Genomic DNA, 18777 nt, shown 5'->3' with positions numbered 1-18777 from the left:
CTGACATGGGGGCAGACGAATCCGCTTCTGCCTCTTTCTCTATAAGGAGGATGTACGATTGGATAAAAAAGAAACCCACTTGATCGGGCATTTAGAGGAAGTCCGGCAGCGTCTCATTAAAACCGTTATCGCCTTTCTCGTGTTTTTTATCGGCGCCTGCTGGTTTGTGCAGGATATTTATGACTGGCTGATCAAGGATTTGGATGGCAGGCTGGCCGTTTTAGGGCCGAGCGAGATTTTATGGGTGTATATGATGATTGCGGGAATATGCGCCCTTACGGCAACGATTCCGGTTGCCGCTTTTCAGCTCTGGCGTTTTACGGCGCCGGCTTTGACCCCGTTTGAACGCCGCGCCGCTTTGCTTTACATTCCGGGGCTTTCGGTTTTGTTTATTATCGGAATTTCCTTCGGGTATTTTGTGCTGTTTCCGATTGTGCTCGGATTTTTAACACAATTATCCGCCGGCCATTTTGACATGGTATTTACGGCGGACAAGTATTTTACCTTTATGCTGAATCTTACATTGCCGTTCGGATTTTTGTTTGAAATGCCTCTGGCCGTCATGTTTCTGACACGGCTCGGAATCGTGAATCCAACCCGGCTGGCAAAGGCGCGGAAGCTTTCGTATTTTGTGCTGATCGTCGTCTCGGTGCTGATTACGCCTCCGGATTTTATGTCTGACTTTCTCGTCATGATTCCGCTGCTCGTCCTCTATGAAATCAGTGTGACGCTGTCCCGCATCGTTTACCGGAAGAAATGGGCCGAGGCGGCGTCTGCAGCTTAGTGAAGTTCGCCTCCGCCAGTCTCAATATCGTCCTCATGCGCCGCGGCGGTCACCGCGGCGATTTTGAGCGCTTTTGTCACGAGATCCAGGCTGAGGCTCGGCGCAGACTTTTGCAAGGTTTGCTCCGGAATGTACGGGATGTGTATAAACCCGCCGCGGATGGGCGGATGATGGCGGCTGATTTCATCCATCAGCCCGTAAAAGAGGTGATTGCATACAAACGTCCCCGCCGTGTAGGATACAGCCGCGGGAATGCCTTCCTTTTTGATTTCCTCAACGATCCGTTTGATCGGAAGGCCGGTCCAATAAGCCGCGGGACCGTCTTGAGAAATGTTTTCCCCGACAGGCTGGTTTCCTTCGTTATCCGGTATGCGCGCCTCATTGAGATTGATCGCGACCCGTTCCGGCGTGATCTGCATTCTGCCGCCTGCCTGTCCGACACAGATGATAATGTCAGGCTGATGCTTTTTGATCGCCTCGCGCAGCACGGCAAGAGACTTATAAAAAACGGTCGGCACTTGTTCAGATACGATAGAGGCGGGGCCCTCAGCGGCACCATTCAGCCGTTTGACCGCTTCCCATGAAGGATTGACCGTTTCCCCGCCGAAGGGGTCAAAGCCTGTCAGCAATACTTTTTTCTCCATATAAAACCCTCCTTTTCTTTTTACCATACTCTATAATGGACATATATTCCTGCCGAAGGGGGAAACATGTCTTGAATTCGCCTCTGGTGCAATACCGATCTTTATTTCCGGCGCTCCGCACACATACGATGCTCGCCAGCTGCTCTCAAAGCGCTCTTGCCCTGCCGGTTTCAAAAGCGATCAATGACTATCAGGAAAGCCTGCTTCAGCATGGCGGAAACTGGGAAGAAGCCATTGGACGAACGGAGCAGGCAAGGTGTGAATTTGCGAAATTGATCGGCGCCCATCCTGAAGAAATCGCCGTTTTACCTTCAGTAACGGCTGCTGTCTCTGCCGTCGTTTCTGCTTTACCGGATTGCCGAAAGAAACAGGCGGTGTATACGGAATTGGATTTTCCGGCGATCGCCCACATTTTGAAGGCACAGACTGAGATGGAGCTTTCAGTCGTGCCGTCTGAAGACGGAATGATCCCGTTAGAGCGGTATGAGACGTACATATCGGAACAGACGCTTTTCACCTGTGTGCCCCATGTGTCATATACGTCCGGTTTTGTCCAGGATATGAAGCGCATTGCCGAGATATCCGCAAAGAAGGGATCGCTTCTTTTTGTCGATGCTTATCAATCGGCGGGGCACATCCCGATTGATGTAAAAGAATGGGGAGTTGATATGCTGGCCGCGGGTGCGAGAAAGTATATGCTCGGCATACCGGGAACGGCGTTTCTTTATGTCAGAAAGGAACTCGCCGAACAGCTGAAGCCGAAAGTCACCGGGTGGTTCGGGCAGCAGCGGGCGTCGATGCTGGATATAACCCGTTTTTCTTATGCGGACGGAGCCAAACGCTTTGAGACCGGAACCCCGGCATTTATCAGCATATATGCGGCACAGGCGGCTTTATCTCTAGTGAACGATGCCGGCACAGACCGCATTCACCGGGAAGTAAAAAAACTCAGCACATTTGCGTATGAATACGCTTCTGAAAAAGGATTGAATCTCACAGGCCCTCCGTCTGCCGATGACAGACCCGGCATGATTTCCATACGGGATGAAAAAGTGGCGGAAACGGCTGCGCTGTTGAGGCGGAAAAACATCGTATGCGCACCCAGCGGACATATCATCCGGCTGGCGCCTCATTTCTATAACACGGCCGATGATCTGATGTATGCGATTGATGAACTGGCTGAAGCGCGCGGTATATAAAAAAACAGCAGACTCACGGGGAGCCTGCTGTTTTCTTATGAGTGATTCACTTTGACCCGTTTCATAAAGAAGGCGCTGATCAAGCCGATAACAGCGACAATCATCGCGAAGATAAAGGCGTGCTGGACGCCCGCAATCAGCGCGTGAGAGTATGCGGAAGGATCATTCGGGTTTTTCACGGTGCTCATATAATTCTTCTGCCCGGCTGCCATGATGCTGACCGCCACCGCAGTGCCGATTGCGCCGGCCATCTGCTGGAGCGTATTCATAATGGCCGTTCCGTCCGGGTAAAATTCCGGCGGCAGCTGGTTTAAGCCGTTCGTTTGCGCCGGCATCATGATCATGGAAATGCCGATCATCAGGCATGTGTGGAGCACGACGATGAGAATGGCCGTTGAAGTGCCGGTAATGTTTGAGAAAAACCAAAGTACGGCGGCCGTGATGACAAACCCGGGAATGACAAGCCACTTCGGTCCGTATTTATCAAACAGGCGCCCCGTCACCGGAGACATAAAGCCGTTTAAAATACCGCCCGGCAGCAGGATGAGCCCGGACGTAAACGCCGTCAGCATCAGTCCGCTTTGTAAATACATAGGCAATAGGAGCATTGTTGATAAGATAACCATCATACAGATAAATACAATCACGACACCGAGAACAAACATCGGATAGCGGAAAGCGCGCAGATTCATCATCGGCTGCTTCATTGTCAGCTGCCTGATGGAAAATAAGATGAGCGCGATCGCACCGACAGTGAGCGAACCGATAACCGTCGGGCTTGACCAGCCGTCTGATCCTTCGCCCGCATTGCTGAATCCGAATACGATGCCGCCAAATCCGATCGTAGACAGAATAATGGAAAGCACGTCAATTTTCGGTTTTGTAATGTCAGACACGTTCTGCATGTAGGCGATGCCGAATAAAAGAGCCAACACAAGAAACGGCAGGGAAATCCAGAAAATCCAATGCCAGTTCAAATGCTCTAACACAAGCCCTGAAAATGTCGGACCGATCGCAGGAGCGAACATGATGACAAGCCCGATCGTCCCCATCGCCGCTCCGCGCCTATGCGGCGGAAAGATGACGAGGATTGTATTAAACATCAGCGGCAGCAGCAGCCCGGTTCCTAAAGCCTGCACGATTCTTGCCGCCAAAAGAAACGGAAAGCTCGGCGCAAGCGCTGCAATCAGCGTGCCGATAATGGAAAAAGCAAGTGAAACGATAAACAGCTGTCTCGTCGTAAACCATTGCAAAAGCAGACCCGATACCGGGACAAGAATACCGAGAACGAGCAGATAGCCCGTCGTCAGCCACTGGACGGTCGCAGGAGTGATATGTAACTCCTTCATCAGGTCAGTCAGGGCGATATTCAGCGCCGTTTCACTGAACATGCCGATAAACCCTGCCGTCAGTAAAGAAATCATGATCGGCATGACTTTATATTGTTTGGAAGGCTGAGCGTTTTCCAAAATCATTCTCCTCTCTTTCTATACGTACATGTCTCTCGTATTTTATGTCTTCAGCAGGTTCGGGATTTGTTTAGAAATATGGAGGATCGGCATTTTGTCTTTTTTGGCTAAGGACACAATGATGCCGCCTTCTATCATGGCATTTAAAACAGTGCTGATTTCCGCCGCTTTCTCATCAGAAAAACCGGCTGATCTCAATTTGCCCGCGAACAGATTCTCCCATTCCTGATAAGCGCTTTGACAGGCCTGCTGGAGCTTTTCGCTCTTTAAAGCAGTCTCGGCAGCCAGTAAACCGACAGGAAACCCTTCAAAGTTTTCCGGACATGTGAATTGGCTTGATAAGTCCTGTAAAAACGCTTGAATGCTTTCCGCAGGATCAGGATGGGCATCAAGGCTTTCTTTTATTTTCATACGGATATAATGGCTCATTTCATTGACAGCCTCAATGGCGAGCTGCTCTTTGCCGTCCGGAAAATGATAGTAAAGAGAACCTTTCGGCGCACCGCTTTCTTTAATAATCTGATTCAGCCCCGTGCCGTAATATCCCTGAAGCTGAAACAGCCTGGTTGCCGCGGCGAGGATTTTTTCACGAGAATCTCCATAGCTCATAATGTTCCCACCTTACTGATTTTTGACAAATTTAAAATATAGTGACTGGTCTATTATCTTGATTTCACATGACGGTGTCAAGGTTTTTTAACGGTTATTTTCTTCGGGAGGTTGCCTGACAAGCGCGTTGACCGGTGAGAGGAAAATCTTCATAAATAAAGAAAAGGAGAGAAAAGAATGAAAAAACAATTTATGCCCTTCATTACATTTATCACGGCTCTGCTCTTCATCGCGGCCGGCTGCTCCCAATCTCCTCAAGCGAAAGAAACACCGCCCCGGATGGCAGCCGCAGCCCCAGCGAAAAAAGACGGACTTCCGAATGTTAAAATTCTTGCCACCGGCGGCACAATTGCAGGCGCTGCTCCTTCAAAGACGTCCGCTACGGAGTACACGGCGGGGGCAATCGGAGTTGATGCCCTGATTCAGGCCGTTCCGGAGATAAAAGAGGTCGCGCATGTGAGCGGAGAACAGGTTGTGAATATAGGCAGCCAGAATATGAATAACGAGACACTGCTGAAACTTGCAAAACGGGTAAACAAGCTGCTCAAGTCTGATGATACAGACGGCATTGTCATTACACATGGAACAGACACACTTGAGGAAACCGCCTACTTTCTCAATCTGACGGTCAAAAGTGACAAGCCCGTTGTTGTCGCCGGGTCAATGAGGCCGTCCACGGCGATCGGAGCAGACGGGCCGTCCAACTTATATAACGCTGTAAAAACAGCGGCTGCGCCTGATGCGAAAGGTAAGGGGACGCTTGTCGTATTAAATGACAGAATCGCTTCGGCGCGCTATGTGACAAAAACCAATACAACCGCGGCAGACACATTCAAATCGGAAGAGATGGGTTATATCGGAACAATTGCTGATGACATCTATTTTAATAACATCATGACCCGAAAGCATACGAAGGATACAGATTTCAAGATAGACAAACTTGATAAACTGCCGCAAGTCGATATTATATACGGCTATCAAAATGACGGAAGCTATCTCTTTGAAGCTGCCGTAAAATCAGGGGCGCAAGGCATTATTTTTGCAGGCCCGGGAAACGGCTCAATGTCTGATGCGGCGCATAAAGGCGCCGTAAAGTCGGTCAAAAGCGGGCTGGCGGTCGTCCGCTCCACAAGGACGGGAAACGGAACGGTAACACCTAATCGAGAGTATGAAAAAGACCATTTGACAGCTTCAAACTCTCTCAACCCTCAAAAAGCGCGGATTCTGCTGATGCTCGCGCTGACAAAAACGCATGACCCTAAGCGGATTCAAACCTATTTCAATGAGTACTAGGAGAAGAGAACCGGGTGTTCTCTCCTTTTTTTGTTTGCCGTATTAAAGTATAAGTGTGCTTTCGGGAAAGGGGCGTCTTTCTCATTTTTCCGCCTCTTTTTCAATTGTTGAAAACAGTAAAAAATACTCTATTTTTTCCTTTTCTTCTCTAATAAAATGAAAATTGCAAAAAATTACATAACAGGAGGAAAGTTCATGAAACAAATCAAAAGCAAAATCCTAGCGATTCTTACAGTCTGCATGCTCTCCGTCATTTCCGTATTTGCCTTCCAGCCGACCGTATCGAAAGCTTCCTCAGAGCATAACCCGGTTGTCATGGTCCACGGAATCGGCGGGGCGTCCTTTAACTTCGCGGGAATCAAAACGTACTTGGCATCCCAAGGCTGGTCAAGAAATGAGATGTACGCCATTGATTTTCTGGACAAAACCGGAAACAACAGACACAATGCACCGAGACTGTCCAATTACGTGAAAAAAGTGCTCAGCGAAACAGGTGCGAAAAAAGTCGATATCGTCGCGCACAGCATGGGCGGCGCCAACACGCTCTATTACATTAAAAATCTTGACGGCGGAGACAAAATCGCAAACGTCGTCACACTCGGCGGAGCGAACGGCCTTGTGACCAACCGGGCGCTTCCGGGGACTGATCCGAACCAAAAGATTTTATATACATCGATTTACAGCTCAGCGGACTTAATCGTCCTGAACCCGCTGTCACGGCTGATCGGCGGGAAAAACGTGCAGATTCACGGTGTCGGCCACATCGGACTTTTGATGAACAGCCAAGTAAACGGGCTGATTAAAGAAGGTCTGAACGGCGGCGGACAAAATACAAATTAACAGTTTCAAAGCCTCGGAGAATGAGAATATCCCGGGGTCTTTTTTTCTTCCATATTCTTTTTTCGCCGTAAACCAAGCCCTCTGAAGTTATTTTTGTTAAAATAATAAAGTTATATCAGAATTCGGAGGGTTTATTGTGGGAAAAGTGAAAAGAAACGCCCCTTGCCCATGCGGCAGCGGGAAGAAATATAAAAAATGCTGCGGAAGCAAAGAAGCTGCCATTCCGGCAGACATCGCGGCAAAAGAAGCGAAACAGATTCAGGAAAGCCTAATGGAGTACGCCTTTACAGCACATAGAGACGGCATATCATCATTTATTAACCAGCACGCGTTCATTACGGAGCTGGACAGACAGACAAAAGACATCGGAGTCTTCAACCTCGGCATTTGGGGAATTTTCTTTCGTCCGCTGGCAGGCGGCAAGACGATTTTTGAAGAATATCTTCAGAAAAAAGCCGGCGGCATCAACCGCCCGAAAACACGGGAAATCGTTGAATCATGGAAAAGCATGACACCTGCCGTTATGGTGCTTGAAGATGTGAAAGAAGGAATGATTCACTTTGAAGATGTGATGACGAAAAAACAATTCAAAGTGGAAATGGACGTCAGCCAGCAGGATCTTCCGCCGGCGGGAAGCCTGATTCTCGGCTATCCGATCCACGAAGCGGAAAAAGCGGAGTTCTTCATGCAATTTACGATCTTCCCTGTGAAGCGGACCGAAGCTCTAATCAGCAAAGTGAAAAAGGCGGCTGCCCCGGCTCTTGCGGAAGGAAAATCGCCTGAGCGCTTTATGCAGGACAACTTCGACATTGTGCTGGCCGCTCTTTTAGGAACGGCGGAAGAGCCTGAGCAGGCTGCTGAAGAAAAACAGACAGAGTGGGCCAACGACATGGAGAAGGAAACGGCAGACGCTATTGAAAAAGGCCTGAGCGGGGATGAATACCCGGCTGAGCTGGTTCCGGCCGTAATTGATCTGTGGAAAACGTTCTGTGTCAAAAAAACACCGACGATCAGAAAGCCTGAAGCTTTCGCGGCGGCGGTCGAATATTACGTAAACAGCATTTCTCTGAACGGCGCGTCCGTTTCTCAAGCGAAGCTGGCGAAGAAGTACGGCGTCAGCGCCTCAACGATTTCCAGCCGCTATAAGGAAATTGAGGGTGCTCTCACGGATGAAGCCGAACGCTTCGCCGCAGCTCTGACATCTTAATACACAGCCAAAAAACCTTGAAGGGCAAACGCTTTTCAAGGTTTTTTTTGCAGATAGGCTCTCAGGCAGGATAATTCTTACCGTCTATCTAATACTAAACAGAGCGATAAAAGGAAGGGAGCCTGAGCCATGGATGAGACACGTACGCTGGGCAGGACGGATTTACGGGTAAAGCGTATCGGTTTTGGCGCAAATGCGGTCGGAGGACATAATTTGTTTCCGAATCTTAATGATGAAACGGGAAAAGAACTCATCCGCACAGCATTGGACGGCGGCGTCAATTTTATTGATACGGCGTTTATATACGGTTTGGGGCGTTCCGAAGAGTTAATCGGTGAAGTTGTCGCAGAGCGCGGCGTGCGGGACAGCCTCGTGATTGCGTCAAAAGGCGCGCATAAAGAAGCCAACGGACAAATCGAGCTGGACAACAGCCGTGAATTTCTCCGGAGTGAGGCGGAAAACAGCCTGAAGCGGCTGAAAACAGACGTGATTGATTTGTATTACATCCACTTCCCTGACGGCAAAACACCGCTCTCCGAAGTGGCGGGCACGCTAAAAGAACTGAAGGACGAAGGGAAAATCAGAGCAATCGGCGCGTCCAATCTCAGCTTCCGGCAATTGCAGGAGTTTAACGCGGACGGCTATTTAGAGGTTTTTCAATCGGAATATTCACTGATTCAGCGTGAGGCGGAGCATGATCTGCTGCCTTATTGTGAAAAGAACGGCATTTCCTTTATTCCTTATTTCCCGCTTGCTTCCGGCTTGCTGACGGGAAAGTTTACAAAAGACACAGTCTTTGAGGACAGCCGAAAGAACAGGCCGCCGTTTCAGGGGGAAGCTTTTCGCCAAAACCTGGAGAGAGTGGATAAGCTTCGGGCCGTTGCGGAGGAAAAAGGGGCGCAGACAGCGCATATCGCACTCGCGTGGCTTCTGTCGCAGCCGGCAGTGGATGCGATCATTCCCGGAGCCAAACGCCCCGACCAGCTGAAACACAATCTGGACGCGCTTCATGTGCAGTTAACCGAGGATGAGGTTCAATATATCAGTGACATCTTTAAGTGAAAATAAAAAAAGGAAATAGCCTGCGCTATTTCCTTTCTTGTTGTCAGGACGTTTTCAAAAACGCTTCTGTCAATCCTTCCAGATCGGCGTCTGTATCCAGATACCACTGGCCGCGGGCGTTTTTCTTCATCTCGATTTCTCTTGTAACAGAAGAAGAAGCCGGTTTGAGGCGCATAAACTCTTCCGGATAGACAGAAAGCAGGTGGCTGACAATTTCGTTTTCATCAGCATCAGGGTGCTTTCCGGCATAGTCTTGCACGCGGTCTTGCAGCTGGCCCGCAAGCGGAGACATATCAAGCGGCGTCACTTTTGCTTCAAGGACGGCTTTTTTGCCTGACATGGATTTGGTATGCACCTTGAGCTCTGTGTTATCCCGAAGCGCTGATGACATGGCGTCAATAATAGCGGAAATGGCTTTTGAATCCGCCTGTTCTTGTGAAATGCCTGCAGAAGCGATAAAGCTGGCTTTCGCCGATTCCTGATATGCGGCGGCCGTCATTTTTTCATTTACACCGGTCAGGCGGGTGAAATCTTTATTGTGCTTGCCGTACAGCATCACATCAATGTATGCGGATAATGCGTCCGCCGGGTCAGGTTTTGCGTTGGAGGCTGTGCCTTTGACTTTCAGTTTATAAGATAAAGGCTTCGCGTCTTTTGCCTGCGGCTGATATACCAATTCATAGGATTTGCCTTCGTCAGCTGTGAAGTACAGATTGCCCGTCACTGTCTTACCGGCATGAAGCGTGCCGCTCTGCATCAAGTCTTCCTTATCGGCCTTGGCTGTTTTCGCGTCATCCTGATAAAGCGAGAAGTCGCTGCTTTTGACGGTAAGCGGGTCTTTGCCCGTATTTTTGACGGTGACCGTTACTTTCAGCGCGGCCGGATGTTCAGTATCGTCTGAAGCGGCCCATGCCGTCTCTTTTATTTTCACTTTCGCCGTGCTGCTTTCCTGGCCGCCGCTCGTTTCGCTGCTGCACGCGGCGGTAAATGCCGTGAGAAGCAGAATGAAAAACACGGCGCTCATTTTTTTGATGGACATCTGGTTTACCCCCTGTTGTTAATGATTAATTCGATAGTCATGAAGACGGACAGGTTAATTATACTAGTTTTGTATAAAAGAGTCTTGGTAATCATCAATCTTTTTGGAAGAAAAGGAAGTGTTATGATGAATAAAGAAGAATTGAAACAGCTGGCTCTCCGAATCGGAAACGTACCTGCCCGCTACGAGAGTAATGTGGAAGAATACCAGGAAGATGAGGTTCTGTTTTGGTGGGAAGATAAGAATGATCCGGAAGCCGGCATCATGGTCGAATTAGACCGGGACGGAAAACTGAAATACTTATCCCGTCCGGCTTTCCGGACTGATCTGCCGGCTCTTTCGGAATCGGACATAGAAGAACGGATGCGGGCGTTTTTAGAAACCCATCGTCCGGGGGCATTGGCTGAGTTTGAACCGGAAAAAAACGGACCCGCAAATGATGGCGATGTGAGATATTCCTATGTTCAGATGGCTGACGGTCTGCCGCTTCCGCTGACCGGGTTTTACATCGACCTGGCTGTGACAGGGGAAGTAACCGGCTTTTCTTACCATGGGAAGGCCGATGATCTGTTAAGACCGGAGACAATTGCGGACAAGCGGGAAGCATTGGCTCACTTTGTCAAACATATTGAAGCAGAGCTGTTGTTCACCGTCCTGCATCAGTCCGTCTATGTGCAGGGGGATGACAAGCCCCATCTCGTCTATGAAATCGTGTCTCCGACGCGGCCGATATCGGCCGACCTGAAGGAAGAGAATGCAGAATTAGACGAATATGAAGAGCTGGAAGACGAAACGCGGCCGTATGTCCCGATTTCACGCCCTGCACCTGAAGCGGAAAAGATGAGCATCAATGACATGATCGGGCTGCACGACGGTTTTTATAAAGATAGGGAAAGCGATCTTGGAGAGGGCTGTATCGGCATTGCCTGGCGTCCTGAAAAAACAAAATCCGTGCGGGAAGATAAAAGCTTGGAAAGTCTGTTTAAAGAACGGAATGAACACGTATTGAAAACAAGGTATGATAAAGAATCGGGCCGGCTCACCGGGGTGATGTCATTTATAAAAGTTGAAGGCGAATCGGTGTTTTCCGAGGAAGAATGCCATCACATGGCCATCCGCTTTTTATTCGCCATGTTTCCGGAAGCGGATCAGTATTTCCGGGTTCAATATGATGAACCGGATGATGAAGGAGAAAACGTGGGACTTACATATAAGGCTTGTTCGGACGGCGTTGATTTGCGATTCGGAGAGGGGAGAATCTGTGTCAGCAAAAAGACGGGTCTTGTCACTTTTTATATGCCGCCGGAAATTGATCCGAAAGAGCTCCAGGAAATCGATCCCGTTCCTTCATTGACAATGGAAGAGGCGAAGGACGCGATCCGCCGGGCCATCAAAGCCGAGCTCGCTTGGGATCGTTGTTACGATGACGACAGCTGCGGAAAAGTGTACAGGCTCGTATACAAGCCGGTTTTCCCGCGGTTTATTGAGGCTCATACAGGGGAAGCGATCACGAGTTTAATAGGCTGAAGGTCATGGGCGTTCGTCCCGGGGCTTTCACGGGGAATGTGACATTTGTATGAAAAAGAGCCGCTCTGAATACGGCTCTTTTCCCTCTTTGCTAAAAATAGACACATAAAAGGCACTTTCTTCCCTTTAAAAGGATAAGGACGTTTTTATATAATAAAAAACAGTTCTTTTTTATACACTCTTCTGAAAGGATGACCCCATTGCTGAAAGAACATCTGAGAAAAAAAGCGCTGGAAATCGGGAACATACCGCCGGACTATGAGCTTGAAATAGAAGATTATGATGAAAAACAAAAAACGAAAGCCTATTATATATGGAAAGATCGTAACCATCCGGATAAAACGGTCACGATTGAGCTGGGCGACGACGGATCTTTGCTTACCTATTCACGCAACGACTGTCCGAGTTCAGACATGAAGCTGTCAGACGCCGAATTAAAGCTGACGGCTCTTCGGTTTGCGGCGAGACACCGCCCGCTTACTTTTATGAATTTCATCTTTCAGGCGAGGGAAGAACGCAATGGGTGCATCCGATTTATCTATACAAAAAAAGTGCTCGGCCGGCCGCTTCCCGATTCAGGTTTTTTCGTTGATGTAACCAGGAGCGGCTTCGTCGTGCAGTTTATCTATTACGGGGATAAGGGTGAAGCGCCCGTCCCGGAAACATTCGTCGATCGGGAAAAAGTCGTCTCGCATTATATGAGTGTGCTGACATTCAGTCTCGTCTATGATGTGGTCAATTTTGAGAAAATACCGCGTCTCGTCTATGAACCGATTCTGCCGGCTTACAGCTATCCGGCCGGTGAAGATGATATCGTGCCGGATCAGCAGCTTTGCGAAGACAGGAATGAGCCGGCAAAACCGCTTCCCGCGTTTGAACATAAACGGGAAATCAGCCTGGATGAATTAATGGGGTTTACCTCGGATATGGTTCAGACGCGCCGGCGCGATCTCGGGGATGAGATCGGAACGACATGGCGGAAAGGATCGGTTCCGGAACGGAAAGATTTGAGTATCGAAAGCTATTTTGAAAGCAGCAACAAAAATACAATGAAGATGAAAACGGACAAAAAGACAGGGAAAATGACAGCCTTTAAATCTTTTATTGAGCATCAGGGCCCGGCCTTTTATTCTGCGGAAGAGTGTGAGACCGTCGCGCTTCAATTTTTATACAAACTTTATCCGAGAGCGGACGAGTTTTTTAAAATGAACCCGCTGAAAACGGACGGAAGGGGCAGGTTCCGCTTCCATTTTTCCGTATGGCATCAGGATATTCCGCTGCGGTTCGGCGCTGCGAGAATACTTGTCAGTCCCGTAACGGGGCTTGTGGAAGCTTACATGGCGCCTGACATTGACCCGGAGCAGCTGGAGAAGATCAATCCGGTGCCGGCCGTTACTCCCGAAGAAGCAAAGGCCGCTTTTTTATCCGATTTCCATCTGCGGCTGGAGTGGCAGCGCGATTTTACGCCGTCCGGCAATGAAGGATATAAGCTTGTGTACAGGCCTGTCTATCCTCCGTACATTGATGCGCAAAAGCGAAAAAAGAAAAGGTTTTATTAGCCAGGGATCATTTGTAAATGAGGATAATCTTTAAAGCCTCTCCAATCGCCTCCCCAATCAAAACCGAGCGTTTTGGCAATCGATACGACCTCAAGCCAATCGGGCGTGCCGTTTCGGTTTCCGTCGTACGTCATATCCCAAATCAGGCTTCCATCCTTTTTTTGCAGGGCGAAGTCGATCGCAAGGCCGTAATTGTGGTAAGATTCCCCGCCTTTTGCGTAGGTGACGATATTTCCTTTTTTTGAACGTCCTTGACGGTACAATTCGTTTTGTTCCTCAATTGATCTGAAACCCTCTGTGATAATGACGGTGATGCCTTTTTTCAGAGCGGCCGTCTGCAATAGCTCCGCATTCTGTTTCACGAGCGGATGAAGAGCGCTTGGAATGGCTCTGTCTTGTAATGCCGTCTGCGGCCTCAATTCTTTCTGCACATAGGAAAAACATAGGTCTGCGGAAAAGAAGAGGATCAAAAGCAGCGCAATTCTGACTGGTCGTTTCATGATGAATTCTCTCTTTCTTTAATTGATTAAAATCTTTGTTTGCTCACTGCCATAAATTTGCTATGATAAAATATAACATAATTAGTAGCCGGAGGAAGGAGGCAAATCTATGAAATCCAAAATTCCATCTGAAGAAGTGGCCGTAAAGATGAATGAATGGTATAAGCTGATCCGCGCGTTTGAAGCCGATCAAGCTGAAGCGCTGAAGCGGGAGATTCAATATGAACTCGAAGATATGGAAGAGAACCAGGATTTATTGTTGTATTTTTCATTGATGGAATTTCGGCACCGCATCATGCTGGATAAATTAAAACCCATGAAAGACGGCGACTGCCAGCCTCCGTTCTCTGAAATGCTCACTGAGATTGAGATGAACCAGCAAAAGCTGACCGGCTTACTGGAATATTATTTTTACTATTTCAGGGGAATGTATGAATTTAAGCAGAAAAACTTCATCTCAGCGATTTCTCATTATAAGCGGGCTGAGGAAAAGCTTGAATATGTGGAAGATGACATAGAGAAAGCCGAGTTTCTGTATAAAATTTCTGAGGTGTACTATCATATCAAGCAGACTTTCTTTTCGATGAATTACGCGGGGCAGGCGCTTGATATTTACAAGAAATATGAATTATACGGAATGAGAAGGGTGCAGTGCAAATTTATCATTGCCGGAAATCTGATGGACGCCCAGCAGCATAAAAAAGCCCTGGAATACCTCGAATGCGCCTTGGAACACGCGGAGCGGCTTGATGATCAATATATGATTGCTGCGGCCTATTATAATATCGGGCACTGTATGTACAGTCTGGGTGACTTTTGCAAGGCGGCGGAGGATTTTGAACGGGCGGCTGCCGGATTTGAAGCACACAGCTTCCGGCAGGTCATCCAAGCTGTTTTTTCACTCACGCATATCTACTTTAAAACGGAAAAATACAGTGAAGCCGCCGCCAGCTGCGCGCGGGGCATGAGAAGCGCGGCGGAGTGGGAAGATGAGATCTATATGACGAAATTCCGTCTGATTAAAGAGCTTTATCAGGGGGAAGGCGGACAGGATTCGCTCAAAGAGTATTTTGACATCCTGGAATCAAAAGAGCTGTTGGCTGACACAGAGGAACTGCTTCAGGACGCGGCTCATTTCTTTCATCAACGGGAGAACTACAAAGCGGCATCTTATTTTTTCAGCAGGCTTGTCGGCGTGCAAAAAAGGCTGCAAATGAACAACTACGCATAATGAAAAAAAGAACGAGGGAGCTTCGGCTTCATCGTTCTTTTTATGATCTCTTTTGTTTTCAGCCGATTAAAACCGGGTACATGCTCTGTATTAACATCAGGGAGGAAATGAGACAATGTATCAGGATTTACAGGGAAAAACAGCGATCGTAACAGGTTCTTCGAAAGGAATCGGAAAGGCCATTGCCGAACGCTTCGGCAAGGAGCGGATGAATGTGGTTGTGAACTACCTCGGTGATTCCGCCGGAGCGGAAGAAGCGGCGGACATCATTGAGAAAGCGGGAGGCCGAGCCGTCACCGTAAAAGCCGATGTATCCTCAGAAGAAGGGATTCAGGCGCTGTTTGATGCCGCCCAGGAGCATTTCGGGGGTGTGGACGTGATGGTTAACAATTCCGGCTTTAACGGGGCCGAAGCGATGCCCCATGAAATGAGCCTGGAGGATTGGCAAAGGGTCATCGACGTCAACGTGACCGGCACCTTTTTGGGGGCGAAAGCGGCACTGAAACATATGCTCGAACGCGGCAAAAAAGGAACGGTCTTAAACATATCGAGCGTTCATCAGCAAATACCGCGTCCTGAAAACGTGCAGTACTCGGCATCCAAAGGCGGGATCAAAATGATGACGGAAACGATGGCGCTCAATTACGCAGACAAAGGCATCCGGGTGAATGCCATCGCTCCCGGCACGATCGCCACGGAGTCCAATAAGGATCTGGAAGATGAAACACATAAACAGGCCCAGCTGAAAAAAATTCCGATGAACGCCTTCGGAAAACCGGAAGAAGTCGCCGCGGCCGCCGCATGGATGGTGTCGGAAGAAGCGAGTTACGTAACCGGAACGACACTTTTCGTCGACGGAGGCATGACGCTTTATCCGTCTCAGCTGGAAAGTTAAAAGAGGAGGGGAAACCTTCTCTTTTTTGTTTAGGGAAGGATTATAAAGGAAATGGTTCTCTAAAAAACAGGAGGGGCCGCAAGATGGAGAATGACTGGTGGAAAGACGCCGTTGTCTATCAAATCTATCCGCGAAGCTTTCAAGATACGAACGGCGACGGCATTGGCGACCTGCGGGGGATTATCGCGCGTCTCGATTATATAAAAGAACTTGGCGCTGATGTGATATGGATCTGCCCGATTTACCCGTCGCCAAACGTCGATAACGGCTACGATGTGACGGATCATCAAGCGATTATGGAATCTTACGGAAGGATGGAGGACTTTCACGATCTGCTTACAGAATCCCACAGCCGCGGATTAAAGCTTGTGATGGATTTCGTCTTAAATCATACCTCCACGGAGCATCCTTGGTTCAAAGAGGCGGAAATGAATCCGGACAGCAAATACCGCGATTATTATATTTGGCGGCCGGGCACCGCGGACGGCCCGCCGACCGATTGGGTGTCGGATTACGGACAATCCGTCTGGCAGTACGAAGAACATACGGGCGAATATTACCTGCATATGAACGCCGTCAAACAAGCCGACCTGAATTGGGAAAATCCCGAGGTTCGGCAATCCGTGTACGAGATGATGAGATTTTGGCTCGATAAAGGCGTGGACGGATTGCGTATAGACCAGCTCCATCTTCTGTCAAAAAAAGAATATTTGCCGCCATATGAAGATTACATCGCCCGCCGGGCCGATCCGAAGCCTTTCCGGCCAAACGGGGCACGGATACACGATTACTTAAAAGAAATGACGAAAGAGGTGTTTTCCAAATATGACGTGATGTCGGTCGGCGAGGCCGGATCAGTGACGCCTGAGGAGGGGCTGGTCTACACGGGAACCGATGAGCATGAACTGAATATGATTTTTCATTTTCAGCATATGGAGCTTGATCAAAAGCCGGGCCAAGAGCATTGGGATGTAAAACCGCTTGAGCTGTCCGATTTGAAGAAGGTGCTCACAGACTGGCAGGAAAAACTGGAACATCGAGGCTGGAACACGCTGTATTGGTGCAATCATGACCAGCCTCGGATCGTATCCCGTTTCGGAGACGAAGGCACATACCGCAAAGCATCCGCCAAAATGCTTGCCGCCCTGCTTTATTTCATGAAAGGCACGCCGTACATTTACCAGGGGGAAGAAATCGGCATGACAAACGCTCCGTTTGACAGAATAGAGGATTATCAAGATATTCAGACCGTCAATATGTATCATAAAAGGGTATTTGAAATGGGCCGCAACAGGGGAGAAGTCATGGCGTCCATTATGGCGAAAAGCCGGGATCATGCCCGTACACCGATGCAGTGGGACGGCAGCAAGAATGCCGGATTTACGGAGGGCGAACCGTGGCTCGCGGTCAATCCCAATTACAAAACCGTCAATGCGGCCGAGGCTCAGGATGATCCCGATTCTATATTGAACTTTTACAAAAAACTGATCCGCCTGCGAAAACAGTATGCTGATATCATAAAAGGCAGCTACAAGCTGCTGCTTCCTGATGACCCGCAGCTGTTCGTGTATGAAAGACAGGCAAACGGACAAAAACTCATGTCCATCAGCAACGTATCGAAAGAAGAAGCCGCTTTTTATTGGCCGGACGGTTCCGAACCTGAAAGGGCCGAGCTGCTTCTCAGCAACTATGATAATGACGGCGGCACGGAATCCCGCATCACATTCCGCCCATACGAAACAAGAGTTTATCTGCTTGCCTGATATGTGATAGGACTCCCCCGTCCATACATGGCGGGGTTTTTTAGGTAAATTGGATATTAATTTAGAAAAAAATATCTTGCAAAACGTAATTACTTCGTTTTATTATGGTATAGGTAACAAATGAACGAGAAAGAACGCTTTGGAAATCGTCATCATTCTGATTTACAGAACAGGGGGAAACGGCTTGTTTAAAAAATGGAGCGGAATCATTGTCATTGCGGCATGCTTTTTAATCGCGGCGGGCTGCGGCAATTCATCTTCAAAAGGTTCGTCAGGTTCTTCGAAAAGCGGCAAACTGCACGTCGTGACGACCTTTTATCCTATGTACGAATTCACGAAACAAATTGTCAAAGACAAAGGCGATGTAGACATTCTCATCCCGTCTTCGGTCGAACCCCATGATTGGGAGCCGACGCCGAAGGATATCGCCGGCATTCAAAACGCCGATCTTTTCGTATACAACAGCGAATATATGGAGACATGGGTTCCTTCAGCGGAAAAAAGCATGAGCTCTGATCATGCGAAGTTTGTAAAGGCGTCAAAAGGAATTGACTTACTCGAAGGTTCGGATGAAGAGGAAGAGGAACATGGACACGGCGGTCATGACCACAGCCACAGCATGGACCCTCACGTGTGGCTCAGCCCGGTTCTTGCGCAAAAAGAGGTCAAAACCATTACGGCGCAGATCGTAAAACAGGACCCGAAGAATAAAGCATACTATGAGAAAAATAGTACAGAATATATTGCAAAACTGCAGGATCTTGATAAACTATACCGTACAACATTAAATAAAGCGGCGAAAAAAGAACTGATCACACAGCACGCGGCATTCAGCTATCTCGCCAAAGAATACGGCTTAAAACAAGTCGCGATTGCAGGCCTTTCTCCTGAAGAAGAGCCGAGTGCGGCCAAACTGGCGGATCTCAAAACGTTTGCCAAACAGCATGATGTGAAGATCATCTACTTTGAAGAAGTTGCATCGCCTAAAGTTGCAGATACACTTGCCGGTGAAATCGGCGCGAAAACGGAAGTGCTCAATACACTGGAAGGTTTAAGCCAAAAAGAACGGGATAAAGGCATCGGTTATATCGACATTATGGAGAAAAACCTTGATGCACTGAAAGATTCGCTATTGGTTAAATAACATAGTGTGCGC

Annotated in this window: 17 protein-coding genes; 12 read left to right on the top strand and 5 right to left on the bottom strand. The window is 48.5% G+C overall.

From position 1 onward, the window contains the following. Nucleotides 1-58: 58 nt before the first annotated feature. Nucleotides 59-784: a twin-arginine translocase subunit TatC gene (gene tatC, locus SB24_RS08330; protein WP_033575134.1), complete on the top strand. Its 726-nt coding sequence runs from the start codon at nt 59-61 to the stop codon at nt 782-784. Here tatC and pcp read toward each other — a convergent pair. Beyond that, nucleotides 781-1428, bottom strand: a complete 648-nt coding sequence (gene pcp, locus SB24_RS08325) for a pyroglutamyl-peptidase I (protein WP_033575135.1) — start codon at nt 1426-1428, stop codon at nt 781-783. The genes tatC and pcp overlap by 4 nt on opposite strands. 71 nt (nt 1429-1499) lie before the next feature. On the opposite strand from pcp, the gene SB24_RS08320 reads away from it, so the two are divergent. Continuing rightward, nucleotides 1500-2627 (top strand): aminotransferase class V-fold PLP-dependent enzyme, encoded by a 1128-nt coding sequence (locus tag SB24_RS08320; RefSeq protein WP_033575136.1) that lies wholly within the window; start codon nt 1500-1502, stop codon nt 2625-2627. A gap of 35 nt (nt 2628-2662) precedes the next feature. Here SB24_RS08320 and lmr(B) read toward each other — a convergent pair whose 3' ends face one another. Beyond that, complete coding sequence (lmr(B), locus tag SB24_RS08315) at nt 2663-4102, bottom strand: lincomycin efflux MFS transporter Lmr(B) (RefSeq protein WP_032862609.1); 1440 nt, start codon at nt 4100-4102, stop codon at nt 2663-2665. A 36-nt stretch (nt 4103-4138) separates the two neighbouring features. Next, nucleotides 4139-4705 (bottom strand): transcriptional regulator LmrA, encoded by a 567-nt coding sequence (locus SB24_RS08310; RefSeq protein WP_007409030.1) that lies wholly within the window; start codon nt 4703-4705, stop codon nt 4139-4141. Nucleotides 4706-4882: 177 nt separating this feature from the next. On the opposite strand from SB24_RS08310, the gene SB24_RS08305 reads away from it, so the two are divergent. The 4 genes from SB24_RS08305 (at nt 4883) to SB24_RS08290 (ending at nt 9107) form a co-directional block, all read left to right on the top strand. Continuing rightward, nucleotides 4883-5998 carry a type II asparaginase gene (locus SB24_RS08305; RefSeq protein WP_033575137.1) on the top strand — a complete coding sequence of 372 codons (1116 nt, stop codon included), beginning with the start codon at nt 4883-4885 and terminating at the stop codon, nt 5996-5998. Between the two features lie 195 nt (nt 5999-6193). Beyond that, complete coding sequence (locus tag SB24_RS08300) at nt 6194-6838, top strand: lipase EstA (protein WP_007409033.1); 645 nt, start codon at nt 6194-6196, stop codon at nt 6836-6838. 136 nt (nt 6839-6974) lie between these two features. Then, nucleotides 6975-8045: a helix-turn-helix domain-containing protein gene (locus SB24_RS08295; protein WP_015416739.1), complete on the top strand. Its 1071-nt coding sequence runs from the start codon at nt 6975-6977 to the stop codon at nt 8043-8045. Nucleotides 8046-8174: 129 nt separating this feature from the next. Next, nucleotides 8175-9107 carry an aldo/keto reductase gene (locus SB24_RS08290; protein ID WP_039252874.1) on the top strand — a complete coding sequence of 311 codons (933 nt, stop codon included), beginning with the start codon at nt 8175-8177 and terminating at the stop codon, nt 9105-9107. Between the two features lie 43 nt (nt 9108-9150). On the opposite strand, the gene SB24_RS08285 is transcribed toward SB24_RS08290, so the two are convergent. Continuing rightward, nucleotides 9151-10146, bottom strand: a complete 996-nt coding sequence (locus tag SB24_RS08285) for a DUF5105 domain-containing protein (protein ID WP_015416740.1) — start codon at nt 10144-10146, stop codon at nt 9151-9153. Nucleotides 10147-10272: 126 nt separating this feature from the next. On the opposite strand from SB24_RS08285, the gene SB24_RS08280 reads away from it, so the two are divergent. Both SB24_RS08280 and SB24_RS08275 read left to right on the top strand, forming a co-directional pair. Further along, nucleotides 10273-11673 (top strand): YcdB/YcdC domain-containing protein, encoded by a 1401-nt coding sequence (locus tag SB24_RS08280; protein WP_039252871.1) that lies wholly within the window; start codon nt 10273-10275, stop codon nt 11671-11673. Between the two features lie 200 nt (nt 11674-11873). Further along, nucleotides 11874-13232, top strand: a complete 1359-nt coding sequence (locus SB24_RS08275; protein ID WP_015416742.1) for a YcdB/YcdC domain-containing protein — start codon at nt 11874-11876, stop codon at nt 13230-13232. Here SB24_RS08275 and SB24_RS08270 read toward each other — a convergent pair. After that, entirely contained in the window at nt 13229-13732 is a 504-nt protein-coding gene (locus SB24_RS08270) for a peptidoglycan L-alanyl-D-glutamate endopeptidase CwlK (RefSeq protein ID WP_015416743.1), read from the bottom strand. The two genes, SB24_RS08275 and SB24_RS08270, sit on opposite strands and share 4 nt — an antisense overlap. A gap of 109 nt (nt 13733-13841) precedes the next feature. Between SB24_RS08270 and SB24_RS08265 the strand changes: the two genes are divergently transcribed. The 4 genes from SB24_RS08265 (at nt 13842) to SB24_RS08250 (ending at nt 18765) form a co-directional block, all read left to right on the top strand. Further along, nucleotides 13842-14963, top strand: a complete 1122-nt coding sequence (locus tag SB24_RS08265) for a response regulator aspartate phosphatase (protein ID WP_033575143.1) — start codon at nt 13842-13844, stop codon at nt 14961-14963. Between the two features lie 115 nt (nt 14964-15078). After that, the gene (locus tag SB24_RS08260) at nt 15079-15858 is read left to right on the top strand and encodes a glucose 1-dehydrogenase (protein ID WP_039252868.1); all 780 of its coding nucleotides are present in this window, start codon (nt 15079-15081) and stop codon (nt 15856-15858) included. Nucleotides 15859-15941: 83 nt separating this feature from the next. Further along, nucleotides 15942-17621 carry a glycoside hydrolase family 13 protein gene (locus tag SB24_RS08255; protein WP_039252865.1) on the top strand — a complete coding sequence of 560 codons (1680 nt, stop codon included), beginning with the start codon at nt 15942-15944 and terminating at the stop codon, nt 17619-17621. A 184-nt stretch (nt 17622-17805) separates the two neighbouring features. Next, nucleotides 17806-18765 (top strand): metal ABC transporter substrate-binding protein, encoded by a 960-nt coding sequence (locus tag SB24_RS08250; protein ID WP_031378693.1) that lies wholly within the window; start codon nt 17806-17808, stop codon nt 18763-18765. The last annotated feature ends 12 nt before the right edge of the window (nt 18766-18777 follow it).

Source organism: Bacillus sp. Pc3, assembly GCF_000815145.1.
Classification (GTDB): Bacteria; Bacillota; Bacilli; order Bacillales; family Bacillaceae; genus Bacillus; species Bacillus velezensis.
This window is presented reverse-complemented; position numbering and strand designations above follow the sequence as displayed.

Coding starts and splice junctions, on each gene's coding strand:
- SB24_RS08305 (WP_033575137.1), top strand. CDS start 4,883: ATGAAAAAACAATTTATGCCCTTCATTACATTTATCACGGCTCTGCTC.
- SB24_RS08270 (WP_015416743.1), bottom strand. CDS start 13,732: ATGAAACGACCAGTCAGAATTGCGCTGCTTTTGATCCTCTTCTTTTCC.
- SB24_RS08310 (WP_007409030.1), bottom strand. CDS start 4,705: ATGAGCTATGGAGATTCTCGTGAAAAAATCCTCGCCGCGGCAACCAGG.
- SB24_RS08255 (WP_039252865.1), top strand. CDS start 15,942: ATGGAGAATGACTGGTGGAAAGACGCCGTTGTCTATCAAATCTATCCG.
- pcp (WP_033575135.1), bottom strand. CDS start 1,428: ATGGAGAAAAAAGTATTGCTGACAGGCTTTGACCCCTTCGGCGGGGAA.
- SB24_RS08300 (WP_007409033.1), top strand. CDS start 6,194: ATGAAACAAATCAAAAGCAAAATCCTAGCGATTCTTACAGTCTGCATG.
- SB24_RS08285 (WP_015416740.1), bottom strand. CDS start 10,146: ATGTCCATCAAAAAAATGAGCGCCGTGTTTTTCATTCTGCTTCTCACG.
- SB24_RS08265 (WP_033575143.1), top strand. CDS start 13,842: ATGAAATCCAAAATTCCATCTGAAGAAGTGGCCGTAAAGATGAATGAA.
- SB24_RS08260 (WP_039252868.1), top strand. CDS start 15,079: ATGTATCAGGATTTACAGGGAAAAACAGCGATCGTAACAGGTTCTTCG.
- SB24_RS08280 (WP_039252871.1), top strand. CDS start 10,273: ATGAATAAAGAAGAATTGAAACAGCTGGCTCTCCGAATCGGAAACGTA.
- SB24_RS08290 (WP_039252874.1), top strand. CDS start 8,175: ATGGATGAGACACGTACGCTGGGCAGGACGGATTTACGGGTAAAGCGT.